Raw genomic sequence first — 14,727 nt, 5'->3', positions numbered from 1 at the left:
TAGGAATTTTAATATACTTTTCATAAAAACAAATCCACCAGCCATATTGAGCTGAGATAAGGTAGAAAAACAGTTTTTTTGATTTTCTATCTTACTTTTATCAACCTAGTTACATTAACCCGACTGCTTTTAGAATACCAAGAAGAATTCCCATCAAAATTAATGTTAATATAGCCCCTAAGGAAGTTCACGCAGCTCTAACCTTCACAGTTTTTCTTTCAGCACTAATTTTAGTTACAACTTCATTCGTAAGATCAGTTTCAACAGAGATCTGCTTTTCAACTTGAACATCATTACTTTCAGCAGGTAACTGATGATCACAAACAATAGCATTTGTTTCAGTAAGTTTATCAGGTTTAAATTCAATGCTTTCAATTAATGATTTATATTCATTACTTTTGTTTGTTTTGTTATTAATAAGAATGTAAATATACCAACATAATTGATGAATATTTCGGTCACTTTTTAGATAGTTAGAATCAGAATACGTCTTGAAATCGTAAATAAATGGTTTTAATATATTTACGTTATCTAAATCAACCATAAACTTTTTATCTGAAAATATTCCTTCAGTTGAATCTATGTGATTAAAATCAGAAATTTCTAATGCCTTAAGATATAAAGAAGTTTCAGCATAAAAATGATAGTAATTTGCAAGAATAAATGTAAGTGAATTAGGATAATCTTCTGTTTTGTTGCCACAAATAATATATCATCATAATCTTTGCTTCTCACTCTCATTAAATATTTTCAGAAGTGATTCATCGCGAAATATTAGTTTCAAGAAGTAATATACAAATCATAATACAGGATTATCTGGTTCAAATTTTTCACAATTGAAATATTTATGATTTTTAGCAGGATAATTTGCAAAGTTATCTTTTCCCTTTTCAAAGAATTTTTTCAAAAACTCAGTAACCTTTTTATTTTTTATAAATTCCTCATCTTTTTTCAATATGTCATCAATATTAAACTTTTCTCGATTCTTTACTTTGGAATCTGTGAAACATATTGCTTTAAATAAGTATTCCGGCATTTTACCTTTAAAATTTGCTGCTTTTGTATCATCGGTTATTTTTTCAATAGCTAATTTTTCAATGGCATCAGTATATATTTCATATTTAGTTTTTTCTTCATTATTTGAGTTTCGATACAAAGTCGAAAAATCCACTTCAGTCTGCTTGCTATTGAATAATTCTTGAACATTCTCAAAAATTTTCTTATTAGTAAAATCACTATCAGAAAATGATGAAAAATTATCCTCAATATTTGAATTTGAATCAGCAAACTTTTTTAAAAGTGAATTTGAAATTAAGACTTTGTGAATTTCTCGTGTTTTTAGATCTATAAAACCTGTCAATAATTCTGTGTGACTAAATCATCTATGTCCTTTGGTATTCTTACTTTTACTCATAATATAAAATTGTAATACAAAAAAAGCACCATTTAAATGGTGCTTGTGTCCCGGAAAAAGAGATGCTATCAAAGAGTTTATATTTTCTAATTCCAGGTTACCTCATTAAATATCAAAATAATGAGGTACTTTTATTTTAAAACTTTTTTGGAATATATATCACCAAAAAAATATTTTTTTAATAAAAAAAGAACAGATTTTTTCTGCTCTGATTTACAACTCAGTTTAATCTAAAGATTAAACTAATTTACCAATAACTTCTGAATGTTTGATGTTTTTGTGTTCTAAGTTTTTAAAGTTTTGTAATTTTGAATCAGTTGTTAATGCAAAAATAATTTCTTGATCAATATTTTCTGCTTTGAATCTGTTTAAATCTAAAACGATTAATTCATCTCCAGATTTAACTTCTTGGTTTAATGAAACTTTAGCGTCCATACCAATTCCATCTAATTTGTATGAGTTTAAACCAAAAACAATAACAGCTTCAACACCTAATGATGTGTTAGATAAGATAACTTGTGATTTGCTTGCTGGTTGCATTGTTATTTTTCCATCAAATGGAGCAACAATTTTACCTGATGTTCCATCTAATTTGATTGCAAATCCTTTTCCAACTAAATCATTTGAAAATACACCATCATTTAATGATTCAAGTGAAACAATTTGTCCTGAAGCAGGTGCTAAGATTTCTAATTCTGAAACTGCTTGAGTAGATGCTGTTGCATTATTTGATGTTGAAACAGTTGAAACTTCAACTGATTTACACATTGATGAAATTAAGTCTTTGTTAATTTTGATAAGTGCATTTAAAGCTTCTGCATTTGGTAGTTCAACTTGAACGTGTTTTTGTGCTTCGAAAATTTTAACTGATGTAGCACCTAATTGTTCAAATACTGCTTTTGAAACTAATGAAACATTTTTAACATCATATCTTAATTGTGATGCTGAATTATTGAATGAAGTAATATTGTCAAGCCCACCGAATGCATCAACAATTTTTACTAATAAGTCTATGTATTTATCTCTTTCAGTCATAATAATATACTCCTTAAATAAAATAAATTTTATATCATTTTTATAATGTTGAAAATAGATTTTAACACCTTAAAACAAGGTCTAAAAATTAATTAAATTGTTTACTAGATGCTTAAAATAGTGGTATAATAGTTTTACTTATGGCGAACGTGGTGAAGTGGTTAACACAGTGGGTTGTGGTCCCATCATGCGCGGGTTCGAATCCCGTCGTTCGCCCCATATGAAAAAAAGTTGTTAATAGCAACTTTTTTTGTTTTCCTTTTTTTACATCAAGCTCATAATAAAAGCAACCTAAAAAGGTTGCAAATATTATTTATTGAATAAATTGTATGCATCAATTTTAAAAAGAGCTTTTTTAAGTTTAGACTCTAATTTTGTTTTGTTTACTGAATCATTGTGTGAAGCCTCTTCGATTTGTTTAATAAGTTTATCACGGTCACGAAGCGCTCTTTGGACATCAATGTTTTTAACATTGATAATATCATCTGTTATGATTGATACTTTTTTCTCATCAGCATATACAAGACCACCACCGATGTAGCAACGAATTTCTTCACCATTTTCAGGTTTGATTGATAAGTTGCAAATTTCAATGTTTGAGAAAAGTGGTGTTCTATTAGCTTGAAGCCCGATGTAACCTGATGCTGTTTTTAATGTAACAATGTTTACATCACCTTCATAAAATACACCTGATGGTACTGTGATTAATAAATGAGTTGTATTATTCATTATTTTTTATCTGTTGATGATTCAGTTGAAATGTTATTTTCTTCTTGATATTTTTTGTAACGTTCAATAACATCATCAATGCTTCCAGCATATCTGAACATTTCTTCTGGAAGGTTATCTAATTCACCTGAAAGAATAACTTTGAAACTTCTAATTGTTTCAGATAATGGAACATATCTACCTTTAATACCACTGAATTTTTCAGCAACTGTGAAAGGTTGAGATAAGAATTGTCTAATTCTTCTTGCTCTGTTAACAATTTTCTTATCTTCTTCAGATAATTCACCCATCCCTAAGATCGCAATAATATCTTGAAGTTCTTTAAATCTTTGTAAGATTGCAACAACTTCTTGAGCTGTTTCGTAGTGTTCATATCCAACAATTAATGGATCAAGTAATCTTGATGAAGAGTTAAGTGGGTCAATAGCTGGATAAATTCCAAGTGCTGCTGTTCCACGGTCAAGAACTGTTTTAGCATCTAAGTGAGTGAAAGTTGTAGCAGGTGCTGGATCAGTTAAGTCATCAGCAGGCACATAAACAGCTTGAACTGATGTAATTGAACCTCTACGTGTTGAAGTAATTCTTTCTTGAAGAGCACCCATTTCTGTAGCAAGTGTCGGTTGGTAACCAACAGCTGATGGCATACGTCCTAAAAGAGCAGAAACCTCTGAACCAGCTTGTGTAAATCTAAAGATGTTGTCAACGAATAAAAGTACGTCTTGATTTTGTTTATCTCTAAAGTATTCAGCCATTGTAAGACCTGTAAGAGCGACTCTCATACGTGCCCCAGGTGGTTCGTTCATTTGTCCAAATACAAGTGCAGTTTTATCTAAAACTCCTGCAGCTTTCATTTCATAGTAAAGGTCATTTCCTTCACGTGTTCTTTCTCCAACTCCAGCAAATACTGAAAGTCCATTGTGCTCTGTAGCTATGTTGTTAATAAGTTCTTGAACAAGAACTGTTTTACCAACTCCAGCTCCACCAAAAAGACCAATTTTTCCACCCTTTGCATAAGGAATAAGCAGGTCAATAACTTTAATTCCAGTTTCAAGCACTTCTGATGAACTTTTTTGTTCTTCATAAGAAGGTGCTAGTGCGTGGATAGGATCTCTTTCAATGTCTTTTGGTAAAGGCAAGTTGTCAATTGGGTTCCCTAAAACGTCAAACATTCTACCTAAAACAACGTTTCCTACAGGTACAGAAATTGGTGCACCTGTGTCAGTTACAACCATTCCTCTTTGAAGTCCATTTGTAGAAACCATTGAGATTGTACGAGCTGTATCATCCCCAATGTGTTGAGCAACTTCGAATGTGTAAACTTTTCCATCATGTTCTAATTCAACAGCATTAAGTAAGTGAGGTAATTTTCCTTCTTCAAATCTAACGTCCACAACTGGACCTAAGATTTGAACGATAATTCCTTTGTTTTTTACCATTCATTCCTCCTTATTTTAATTAAGTAGCATCTGCACCAGCTACAATTTCATTGATTTCTTGAGTTATGTTACCTTGACGTTTTCTGTTAAATTGTAATCTTAACTCATCAACTAAGTCTGTTGCATTATTTGTAGCATTTTCCATAGCATTACGTCTTGAAGCGATTTCTGAAACTTTTGAACCTGTAGCAAGTCCATAAACCATACTTGCTAAGTAAAGTGGAATTGAGTTTTTAAGCACCACTTCTGAGTTAGGTTCAAATTCAATTGTGTTTCTAGCTTGCACACTAGCATTTTCAGATTCAATGTCTAGTGGGAAAAGTTTAAGTTTTTTAGCTTCCTGTGTAATGTTGTTAATAAATTCTGTGTAATAGATGTAAATGTTAGCAACTCTTTTGTTTGAATATTCTTCAAAAGCTTTTTTAGATACAACAGAACCAAGTTCATAAGAGATTTTATCTCCTAGTTCTGTGTATTTAGAAATGACTTGTTCATCATATTTAAATGAATGCAATAGAGCAAGTCCTTTTCCTCCGAGCACAATGATTTTGTCGCTTGGTTTAAGAGTTTCTTTAAGTAATTTAACAATATTAGTATTGTATGAACCGCATAATCCTAAATCAGATGTGATGATGATGTGTAAATCAGAATCAACATTAGTGTTTTTAGGGAAAATTGAGTAAAACTCTCTCGGTTCAACGTGTGATGCTAATTCTCTAAACATTTCATTTAGTGAATTTAAATATGTTTCAATACTTTCAAATTCAGTTCTAATTCTACGTAATTTAGCAGTTGATACTAATTGCATAGCATTAGTAATCTTTTTGGTATTGTTAATTACATTAATTCTATTTTTAATTGAATTTAAGTTTGCCATTTTAATTATTTAAGTAAGTCATTGTATTTTTTAGGAAATGCTTTATGCAACTTAGGATCATAGTTAGGAATTGTAGCGATGATGTTTTGTACTATCTTAACTAATACTTTTTCTGTTGTTTGGTAGTCTTCAGGTGTGAATAAACCTTTTGAAGCAATGTTTGAGAAAAGTTCCATACCTTCAGCTGTTTTGTTTACAAATGCAATAACGTTATCTCTGTATTCTTTAATGTATTCTTTTGGAAGTGGGTTAATAATTCTTTCTTTAACTCCTAAAAGAATAATAGCTTGTGTAACTTGTGGAATCGCAAAGTATTGTTCTTGTTTTAAAAGTTCATATACTTTAGCACCGTGTTCTAAAATTGATTTAGTTGACTCATCAAGGTCTGAACCAAATTGAGCAAAAGCTAACATTTCGTTGTATTGAGCAAGTTCAAGTTTAAGTGAACCGACAACTTGTTTCATAGCTTTAATTTGCACAGCTGAACCAACACGAGAAACTGAGAAACCAATATCAACAGCAGGTCTTTGTCCTGAGTTAAATAGTGATTCTTTTGTGAAAATTTGACCATCTGTAATTGAAATTACGTTAGTTGGAATGTAAGCTGAAATATCCCCTTGTTGTGTTTCAATGATTGGAAGTGCAGTAATTGAACCTCCACCATTTTCTTTGTTAAGTCTAGCTGCACGCTCTAAAAGTTGAGAGTGTAAGTAGAAAACATCCCCAGGGTAAGCTTCACGACCAGGTGGTCTTCTTAAAAGAAGTGAAAGCGTTCTATATGCAACTGCGTGTTTTGATAAATCATCATAAACAATTAATACGTCTTGTCCTTGAGACATTCAGTATTCTGCAATAGTAACTCCTGTATATGGAGCAATGTATTGTTGTGGAGCTAATTCTGAAGCTCCTGCAACAACTACTGCTGTGTAATCAAGCGCACCAAATTCATTAAGTTTGTTAACGATTTGCGCAACTGTTGAGTTCTTTTGTCCAATTGCTACGTAAACACACTTAACGTTTTTACCTTTTTGGTTGATGATAGCATCAATAGCCATAGCTGTTTTACCAGTTTGACGGTCACCGATGATAAGCTCTCTTTGGCCTTTACCAATTGGAATCATTGAGTCAATCGCAATAATACCTGTTTCAAGTGGTTGGTTAACTTCTTCTCTAGTCATAACACCAGGAGCAATTTTGAAGATTTCACTTTTAATTGTTCCTTGAATTTTACCTTTACCATCAATTGGTTCTCCAAGGGCGTTAACAACTCTACCTAAAAGAGCATCACCAACATTTACGTCAATAACTTGACCTGTTCTTTTAACAATGTCTCCTTCAGAAACAGAGTTAGCATCACCAAATAAAGCAACTCCAACTGTTTCTTCTTCAAGGTTTAAAGCAAGTCCATAAACACCGTTGTCAAAAACTACGATTTCGGCATTTTTAACCTTTTGAAGACCTGATACAACAGCAATACCATCACCAATTGAGATAACTTGACCAATTTCTGATCTGTCAGCTACTTTACCAATGTTTTGAATTCTTTCTTTAATGATTGCAGAAATATCATCTAATTTGATAGCCATAAATTACACCTCCTTTTCTTTCTGTTTAAAAATAATTTCGTTTTTGATTTTGTTTAAGTCATGTAGTATGTTCATTTCAATAACTTCGGTTTTAGACACAATTCTAAATCCACTAATAATATTCGGGTTAATTACATTGTGAATTTCAATTGTACGTCTTGTTACTTTTTGAAGTTTGTCGTTGATTTGTTGAAGTTGCTCATCACTTAATGGGAAAGCTGATTCAACTACTACATAACGAATTCTTAATGCATCATTTGATAACTTTAAATATTCAATGATGATGTTTTTTAATTGAGACACCATTTTTCTTTGAACTATAACTTTAATTGAGTTAATTACAATATAGTCAAATTGATTTTTATCAAAAGCCATATCGATTGTTTTGAATCTTTCAGCTTCAGGAATTAAGTCGTTTCCTATATATTCGATAAAACCTGGAATTGTGTCAATTAAATCTTTAACAGCCTCAAATTGAGGTTGAATTAATTTAAATTTATCTTGTTTTTTGACCAAGTCATAAATTGCTACTGCATATGCAGATGTATTTCTTTTTTTGTACATAATAAAATCTTAAAAGTTTTGCTATTTTACTTTTATAGTAGTTATATAGCTGTAAAAGTTAATTACTCACTTGATTCAAGATAGTTTTTAATAATTTCATCTTGAGTTTGTGGAGAAATTTCTTTACGTAAGATTTTCTCTGCTAATTCTGTAGCTACTTGGATTACATATTTTTTAGCATTAGCATCAAATTCTTTCTTTTGCAACGCTATATCTTGGTTAGTTTCTTCAAGTAATCTATATGATTCAGCTTTTGCTTTGTCAATATAAGTTTTAGAAACTTCACCAGCTTTTATTTTTGCTTTGTTAACAATGCTATCTGCTTGCTTGTGAGCTTCTTTAAGTTTTTCGTTTGCATCGTTTAAAACTTGTAAACTGTCTTCTTTTTGTTTAATAGCACTGTTGATATTTTCTTGGATGAAATTTGTTCTATTTTTCATCATCTTTTTAACTGGTTTATATAAAAGATATGTAAGTAATAAAAACACAATTAAAAAAGCGATGATAGTAGCAATCATCATTGGAACACTCGGAAATAGTCCATTGAATTTTTCTTGGACTTGTTGATTCAATGATTCTTGCTTAAGATAAATTAAATTTTGAACCATAGTTATTATTTAATGAACATTAATAATAAAGCAATAATAAATGCATAAATAGCAGCTGTTTCAGCAATACCAACACCGATAATTAACATTAAACGGATTTTTGATTCTGCTTCAGGATTTCTTCCAACAGCTTCTGCAGCTTTACCAGCAGCATAGCCTTGTCCGATACCTGTTCCTAAAACACCAATTGCAGCTAATCCTGCACCAATAGCAACAAGACCTGATTTGATGTCTCCACCATTTTGTGCAGCTGCTTGAGTAGTGTTATTTGCAGTTTCTTCTAGAAATTTTGTTACTGTTTCAATCATAATTAATCCTCTTTTCTATTTAATAAATTGCTTGTGATAATTGTGAATTAAGGTTTTTGTTACTTCTTACAATTTTTGATTTACCTTTTTTAAGTTTTTTAGGTTTAACTTCTTCTGCAGTTGACTCAATAGTTCAGTATACAAGTGTTAAAAGTGAAAATATGTAAGCTTGTAAGGTAGAGCCGAATAAGTCAAAATAAAAGTGTAATGCAGGTGATAAAATCAATCCAAAGAAGAATTGTTGATTACTTGATCCTGTTACTTTTGTCCATATTCATCCACAGAATGAATAAAATAAGAAAATAACTGTAGATCCTCCTATAACATTTCCATAAATACGAAAACTAAGAGAAATAAGAGGAGATACTTTACCAGGTAAATCAAGTGGGTTGATAAATGATTTTAGATATCTTCACTTACGGTACACTGCGCCACAAACAAAGATACCAAGTCAGCTCATTAAAGCTAATGTTAACGGAACTGAATAAGATGTTACGATCGGTTCTAAACCAAAGACAGCTGTAAGGTTACCAATTAGAATAAAAGTAGCTAAAGTCAAAATATAGTATCTTGAATTTTGCACTTGTGTTCCACCAGTTGCATCATCGAAAGTTTTGTCAATGAACTTAACATAACCTTCAGCAATGAGTACTACACCTTTTGGAGCTTCATTTGGTTTAATTTTTGATACTTTGAAATAGACAACTAAACAAATAATTAGTACTATAAAAACAGTAACTACAAGCGATAACATTTGTGGTTGATTTCAAACTCAAAGACCTTTTAAAAATGTATCCATCCTGCTCATCTCCTTTCTTTTTAGTTTCTTATTTTTTTATTAACTATTTCTGTGATGATAATCACAAAAATATTAGTTAATATTCCTCCAGCAAATGCAAAGAAATTAAATGGTTTATCTAATACTTGCAATACTGAATATTCGGTAATCTGGATTTGTTTTAGGTACTCAGTATTAATAAAAAACATTAAGTACACGATCGCACCTAAAATTAAGAAAAATAAAACTGATTTTAAAATCGATAAAGCATACAATTTTGTTTTTTTATTTCTTAGAAATAAATACGCAAAAAGTCAGTTTAATTTAAATAAAAAATAAATTAGTAGACCACCTAATGCATACCCAAAAAATAGACCACGATTAATTCCTATAAGAGATAAAAACACTACAGAAATTAATAAAAAAAAGATTGCAAATATAAAAGTATGCATTTGCATATATGTCATTTTTTTTATAGCCTTTTTAATTGGTAGCATGTTTCTATTTTAATACTTTTAGAAAGTTATATCACCTTTTTTACAATATTTTTTTAGGTTGCTAAAATTAGCGAAATAAGCTACTAAGACAACAAAAAAGAAACCATAAAATGGAATATTTAGTGAGGTGGTAAATCCACATACCTGAATTTTATGGATTCTTCATTTGAATCATACAAAATAAATGTGTTAATCTTTACCTCAAACAGAGGTGGCTTTCTTTTAATAAAGAGTTCGATTATCAATTTTAATTGGTAATTTTTTATACATTTTTTATACTACATACTAAAATCGATTTTAATGTAAATTTGATAATTTTAAATAAAACATTGCATTCCAACACTTACGATAATAATGCTAAATTAGTAACACATAGAATATTTAATTAAGAAATGAATTTTAATAAGAAAATATATTTTTATTATTTAGAAATAATAGTTTCTCATATCTATTTTTTTTGTAATTTTGGCTATTTACTTTGTTTTTTTTTTTTTTTTTTAGAATAAATTTAGATAGCAAAAGTTATCAATTTATTATAAAAAATAGTTATATCAACTAACTAAGTGTTAAATAGTTTTTTAAATAAAAAATCAACAGCATAATAGCATATATCTATCTTAAAATATAAAATATTTTAATATAATTTAAAATAACGACAATTTAGGTGTAAATGAAAGGAATTTTTATGGACAATACAAAAGAAATACAAAGAGCTGAATTGCACAAAACAATTTGAAACATCGCTGATCAATTAAGAAGTCAAGTTGATGGATGAGAATTCAAAAACTATGTACTTGGAACACTTTTTTATCGTTTTATCTCAGAAAGTATCACAAGATATGTAAATACCATTCAACACGAAAGTGGTGATTTAGATTTTAATTATGAAGCTTTAAGTGATGACGAAATTAAAGATAACATCAAAGAAGCTATTATTTCTGCAAAAGGGTTTTTCATTTACCCTTCACAACTTTTTACAAATGTTGAAGCTAATGCAACCAACGACGAAAACTTAAATGAAACACTTGAAAATATCTTTAAAAACATTGAAAATTCTGCAAAGGGTCGTTCAAGCGAAGGTGACCTTAAAGGACTTTTCGAAGATTTTGATGTTAACAGCAACAAATTAGGAAACACAGTTGCAAAATGTAACGCTACATTAAGAGCACTTCTTACAGGTGTTAAAAAAATGGAACTTGGAAACTTTGAAGACAACACTATTGACTTATTTGGTGATGCATATGAGTTTTTAATTTCTATGTATGCTCAAAACGCAGGTAAATCAGGTGGTGAATTTTTTACTCCACAAGAAGTAAGTAAATTACTTTTCAAACTTGCTCTTGGAAATAGAACTGAAGTTAGAAAAGTTTATGATATGTGTGCTGGTAGTGGTTCTCTATTACTTCAATCAATTAAAGTGCTCGGGAAAGACAACATTAAAGAAGGTCTTTATGGACAAGAAATTAATGTTTCTACTTATAACTTATGTAGAATCAATATGTTCTTACATGATATTAACTACAGTAAGTTTAAAATCATTTGTGATGACACATTAACTCATCCCGGTTTAGATGAGGAAGAACCATTTGATGTAATCGTTTCTAATCCACCTTACTCAATTAAATGGGAAGGCGATGCTAATGCAACATTAATTGCTGATCCTAGATTTGCACCAGCTGGTGTGCTAGCTCCCAAATCTAAAGCTGACTGAGCATTTGTCCAACATGCACTTCACAAACTTTCAGCAGATGGTACAGCTGCAATCGTTTGTTTCCCTGGAATTATGTATCGTGCTGGAGCTGAAGCTAAAATCAGAAAATACTTTGTAGATAACAACTTTGTTGATGCAATTATTCAATTACCAGACAACTTATTCTATGGAACAAGTATTTCAACTTGCATCCTTGTAATTAAGAAAAATAAAACAAGCAATGAAGTTAAATTCATTGACGCAAGTAAGGAGTTCATTAAAATTGCAAATAACAACAAGTTAACCGATGAAAACATTCAAAACATTATCAACTTATACAATTCAGACGAAGATAAAGTAAATGTCCTTAAAATTGTTAGAACAGAAGATATAGCAAATAATAATTACAGTCTTTCTGTAAACACTTATGTTGAAAAAGAAGACACAAGAGAAGTTATTGATATTAAGAAGTTAAATCAAGAAATCAAAGAAATTGTTGCAGAGCAAGCTGTGCTTAGAGCAAAAATTGATGAAATTGTTGAAAGATTAGCTAAAAGTCTTGGAGACTTGTAGAAAAGGATTTTAAATATTATGAAAAATGAAAATCAAACTAATTTTTCTATTGAAAACTTCCTTTCAGCAAACGACATAAAAAATGTACAAATTAAGAAACTTTATGAAGTAACAATTTGAAGCAAATCATTCGCTAATTTTGACAAAACTAAACTCTTAAAAAGTGAAATAAACTATAAGTCAATACTTTCAAAAGAAGCCAAAGAATTAGTTGTAGAAAATGGAGATATAAAACTACTTACAACATATCCATCTGATATGTTTACATCTACAGATATTTGAGATGGAGATGTTTATGAAGAAGAAATTGTTTATATCCCATCAGGTGGTAACCCTTACGTTCAATACTATAATGGTAAATTTATTAATGCAGGTAACATAATCGGAACATCATATGATAAAAATGTTCTATTAACAAAATATGTATATTACTTCCTAAAATCTAAAAACGATTTAATTGCCAAAGCATTTAGAGGCAGTGGAATTAAACACCCATATATGCCTGAGATTTTAGAAATTGAAATCCCTATTCCATCAATCGAAGTTCAAACCCAAGTGGTTAATATATTAGATATCTTTTCTAGTTACGCAGAAAAGCTGAAAGCGGAGCTGAAAGCGGAGCTGAAAGCTAGATCCACACAGTATGAATACTACAGAGACAAATTGTTATCAAACAACAATTTGTCAAATGACATTAATTTTTTTAGCAAAAAATTAAGCGAAATCGCAGAAATAAATATTGGTAAACAGCCTTCTAAAGAAGATCTTTCAGAAAATGGGTTATATCCATATATGAATGGTGGTATTAGCAAAAGTTCTAACGCTAAAAACTTTAATAATATTAAAAATACAATCATTGTAAGTCAAGGTGGATCAAATGCCGGTTATGTTCAATGAATGTATGAAGATTTTTACCAAGGATCCCATTGTTATTCATTAAAAGTTACTTCTAAACAGATATTGAATAGATTCTTATTTTTCTATTTAAAATCTAATCAAGATAAAATATTCAATTTGGTTCAAGGTAGTGGAATACCAGGCCTAAAAAAGACATCTTTATCTTCATTAACAGTTTTAATCCCCTCAATTCGAAATCAAGAAAAAATAGTGAAAGTTCTTGATAACTTTGAATCAATTTGTAAAGATCTTAAAATCGGACTGCCTGCTGAGGAAATAAAAAGACAACAACAATACGAATTTTATAGAAACTCTATCTTTGAATATCTTGAAACTAACTCATTTGAAAAATTAATGAGAGAGAGAGAGAGAGAAGATAACTTAACCACAGGTTTAATTAAGTTAATTCAATATATCTTTGATCAAACTATTTCATTAAAATTATCTAAACTAATTCAATTTACAAATGGATTTAACTTCCTAACAAATGCAAATTTTGATGATAGCAAACCTGCAGCATCAATCATAAAAATAGCAAACATTGACAAAAACAACAATTTAAACATTAATAATGCTGAAAAATTTAATTTTACTTCGTATCCTAACAATGATTTATCTAAATACAAAGTTAATAAAAATTGCATATTAATAGCTATGTCAGGAAATACAATTGGTAAAACTTATTATTCAAGTGAAGAATTAAACTGCTATATAAATCAAAGGGTCGGAAAAATTGAAACCCAATTAGATATTATTAACCTAAAATTCATTTACTTTTATCTAAATAATATAATCCCTAATTGAATTAAACAGTTTTGCTTAAAATCTTCACAACCAAATATAAATACTTCAGATATCTTTGATATTGAAGTAAAAGTTCCTTCTCTGGAAATACAAAATAAAATAGTTAATACACTAGAAAATTTTGAATTAATCTGTAAAGATCTTAAAATTGGTCTTCCTGCAGAAGAAGCAAGAAGACAACAACAATATGAATTTTATAGAGATTCAATCTTTGAATATCTTGAAACTAACTCATTTGAAAAATTAATGAGAGAGAGAGAGAGAGAAGATAACTTAACCACAGGTTTAATTAAGTTAATTCAATATATCTTTGGAAACACAATTTTAATTTCTCTGAATGATATATTTGAAAAAATTTACACAGGAGAATTCATTGTAAAAAATCCTGGTTTTGGAGAATTTAAAATTATTAATGGTGGTAAAAACGTTCTCGGGTATACAGATGACTACAATTGCGAAAATGCAATAACTATTGCAAAAGTTGGTTCAACGGGTTATGTTGATTTAATAGAGGAAAAATTCTGATTAAGCAATAGTTGTATTGCTTTAATACAACCGAAAGAATCAATTGTAAATAACAAATATGTGTTTTATTACTTAAAAAATAATGAACAAAAATTAAAGAATTTGGCTAACAGTGGTACATTATCTTCGATAAACTTGAGCGATTTAAGAAAACTACAAATCAAATTACCATCACTAGAAACTCAAAACAAAATAGTCGAGATTCTAGATACTTTTGACACTATGTGCAACAATTTAAAAATAGGTCTTCCGGCTGAAGAAGCAAGAAGACAACAACAATATGAATATTATAGAAATTTAATATTTGATAAATTATCAGATAAAAATAATTAACACTTTAATACCTATATCCAAGCTGTATAAAACTAATTATAAGCAACATATAACAACAAATAAAGGTGGATTT

The 14,727-nt window shown here is 29.6% G+C and carries 13 protein-coding genes and 1 tRNA gene; 3 read left to right on the top strand and 11 right to left on the bottom strand.

Annotated features, from left to right (window positions below; translation table 4 throughout):
- Positions 1-109: 109 nt before the first annotated feature.
- Positions 110-1,414, bottom strand: a complete 1,305-nt coding sequence (locus VBM90_RS01255; protein WP_323176572.1) for a hypothetical protein — start codon at positions 1,412-1,414, stop codon at positions 110-112.
- 237 nt (positions 1,415-1,651) lie between these two features.
- Entirely contained in the window at positions 1,652-2,449 is a 798-nt protein-coding gene (locus VBM90_RS01250; RefSeq protein ID WP_323176571.1) for a PTS glucose transporter subunit IIA, read from the bottom strand.
- A gap of 143 nt (positions 2,450-2,592) precedes the next feature.
- Between VBM90_RS01250 and VBM90_RS01245 the strand changes: the two genes are divergently transcribed.
- Positions 2,593-2,668: transfer RNA gene (locus tag VBM90_RS01245), tRNA-His, on the top strand.
- A 90-nt stretch (positions 2,669-2,758) separates the two neighbouring features.
- On the opposite strand, the gene atpC is transcribed toward VBM90_RS01245, so the two are convergent.
- From atpC to VBM90_RS01200, 9 genes are all read right to left on the bottom strand, one after another.
- Complete coding sequence (gene atpC / locus VBM90_RS01240; protein ID WP_257088725.1) at positions 2,759-3,178, bottom strand: ATP synthase F1 subunit epsilon; 420 nt, start codon at positions 3,176-3,178, stop codon at positions 2,759-2,761.
- Positions 3,178-4,614, bottom strand: coding sequence for a F0F1 ATP synthase subunit beta (atpD, locus tag VBM90_RS01235; protein WP_323176570.1), 1,437 nt, complete (start codon positions 4,612-4,614; stop codon positions 3,178-3,180). Before atpD ends, atpC begins: the two co-directional genes overlap by 1 nt.
- Positions 4,615-4,633: 19 nt before the next feature.
- Positions 4,634-5,491, bottom strand: coding sequence for an ATP synthase F1 subunit gamma (gene atpG, locus VBM90_RS01230; RefSeq protein WP_323176569.1), 858 nt, complete (start codon positions 5,489-5,491; stop codon positions 4,634-4,636).
- Between the two features lie 5 nt (positions 5,492-5,496).
- Complete coding sequence (atpA, locus tag VBM90_RS01225) at positions 5,497-7,077, bottom strand: F0F1 ATP synthase subunit alpha (protein ID WP_323176568.1); 1,581 nt, start codon at positions 7,075-7,077, stop codon at positions 5,497-5,499.
- Positions 7,078-7,080: 3 nt separating this feature from the next.
- Positions 7,081-7,641 carry an ATP synthase F1 subunit delta gene (gene atpH, locus VBM90_RS01220; RefSeq protein WP_323176567.1) on the bottom strand — a complete coding sequence of 187 codons (561 nt, stop codon included), beginning with the start codon at positions 7,639-7,641 and terminating at the stop codon, positions 7,081-7,083.
- Between the two features lie 62 nt (positions 7,642-7,703).
- A complete protein-coding gene (atpF, locus tag VBM90_RS01215) occupies positions 7,704-8,249 on the bottom strand; it encodes a F0F1 ATP synthase subunit B (protein WP_257088735.1) in 546 nt (181 codons plus the stop codon).
- 5 nt (positions 8,250-8,254) lie between these two features.
- A complete protein-coding gene (gene atpE, locus VBM90_RS01210; protein WP_257088737.1) occupies positions 8,255-8,557 on the bottom strand; it encodes an ATP synthase F0 subunit C in 303 nt (100 codons plus the stop codon).
- A 19-nt stretch (positions 8,558-8,576) separates the two neighbouring features.
- Positions 8,577-9,356 (bottom strand): F0F1 ATP synthase subunit A, encoded by a 780-nt coding sequence (locus VBM90_RS01205; RefSeq protein WP_257088739.1) that lies wholly within the window; start codon positions 9,354-9,356, stop codon positions 8,577-8,579.
- 20 nt (positions 9,357-9,376) lie between these two features.
- Positions 9,377-9,832, bottom strand: coding sequence for a hypothetical protein (locus tag VBM90_RS01200; RefSeq protein ID WP_323176566.1), 456 nt, complete (start codon positions 9,830-9,832; stop codon positions 9,377-9,379).
- Between the two features lie 685 nt (positions 9,833-10,517).
- On the opposite strand from VBM90_RS01200, the gene VBM90_RS01195 reads away from it, so the two are divergent.
- The gene (locus VBM90_RS01195) at positions 10,518-12,095 is read left to right on the top strand and encodes a type I restriction-modification system subunit M (protein ID WP_323176565.1); all 1,578 of its coding nucleotides are present in this window, start codon (positions 10,518-10,520) and stop codon (positions 12,093-12,095) included.
- Positions 12,096-12,113: 18 nt separating this feature from the next.
- Positions 12,114-14,654 carry a restriction endonuclease subunit S gene (locus VBM90_RS01190; protein WP_323176564.1) on the top strand — a complete coding sequence of 847 codons (2,541 nt, stop codon included), beginning with the start codon at positions 12,114-12,116 and terminating at the stop codon, positions 14,652-14,654.
- The last annotated feature ends 73 nt before the right edge of the window (positions 14,655-14,727 follow it).

It is taken from the genome of Mycoplasma sp. 2704 (assembly GCF_034863285.1).
GTDB lineage: Bacteria > Bacillota_I > Bacilli_A > Mycoplasmatales > Metamycoplasmataceae > Mycoplasmopsis.
The sequence above is the reverse complement of the archived record's forward strand: the minus strand, read 5'-3'. Positions and strand labels throughout refer to the sequence as shown.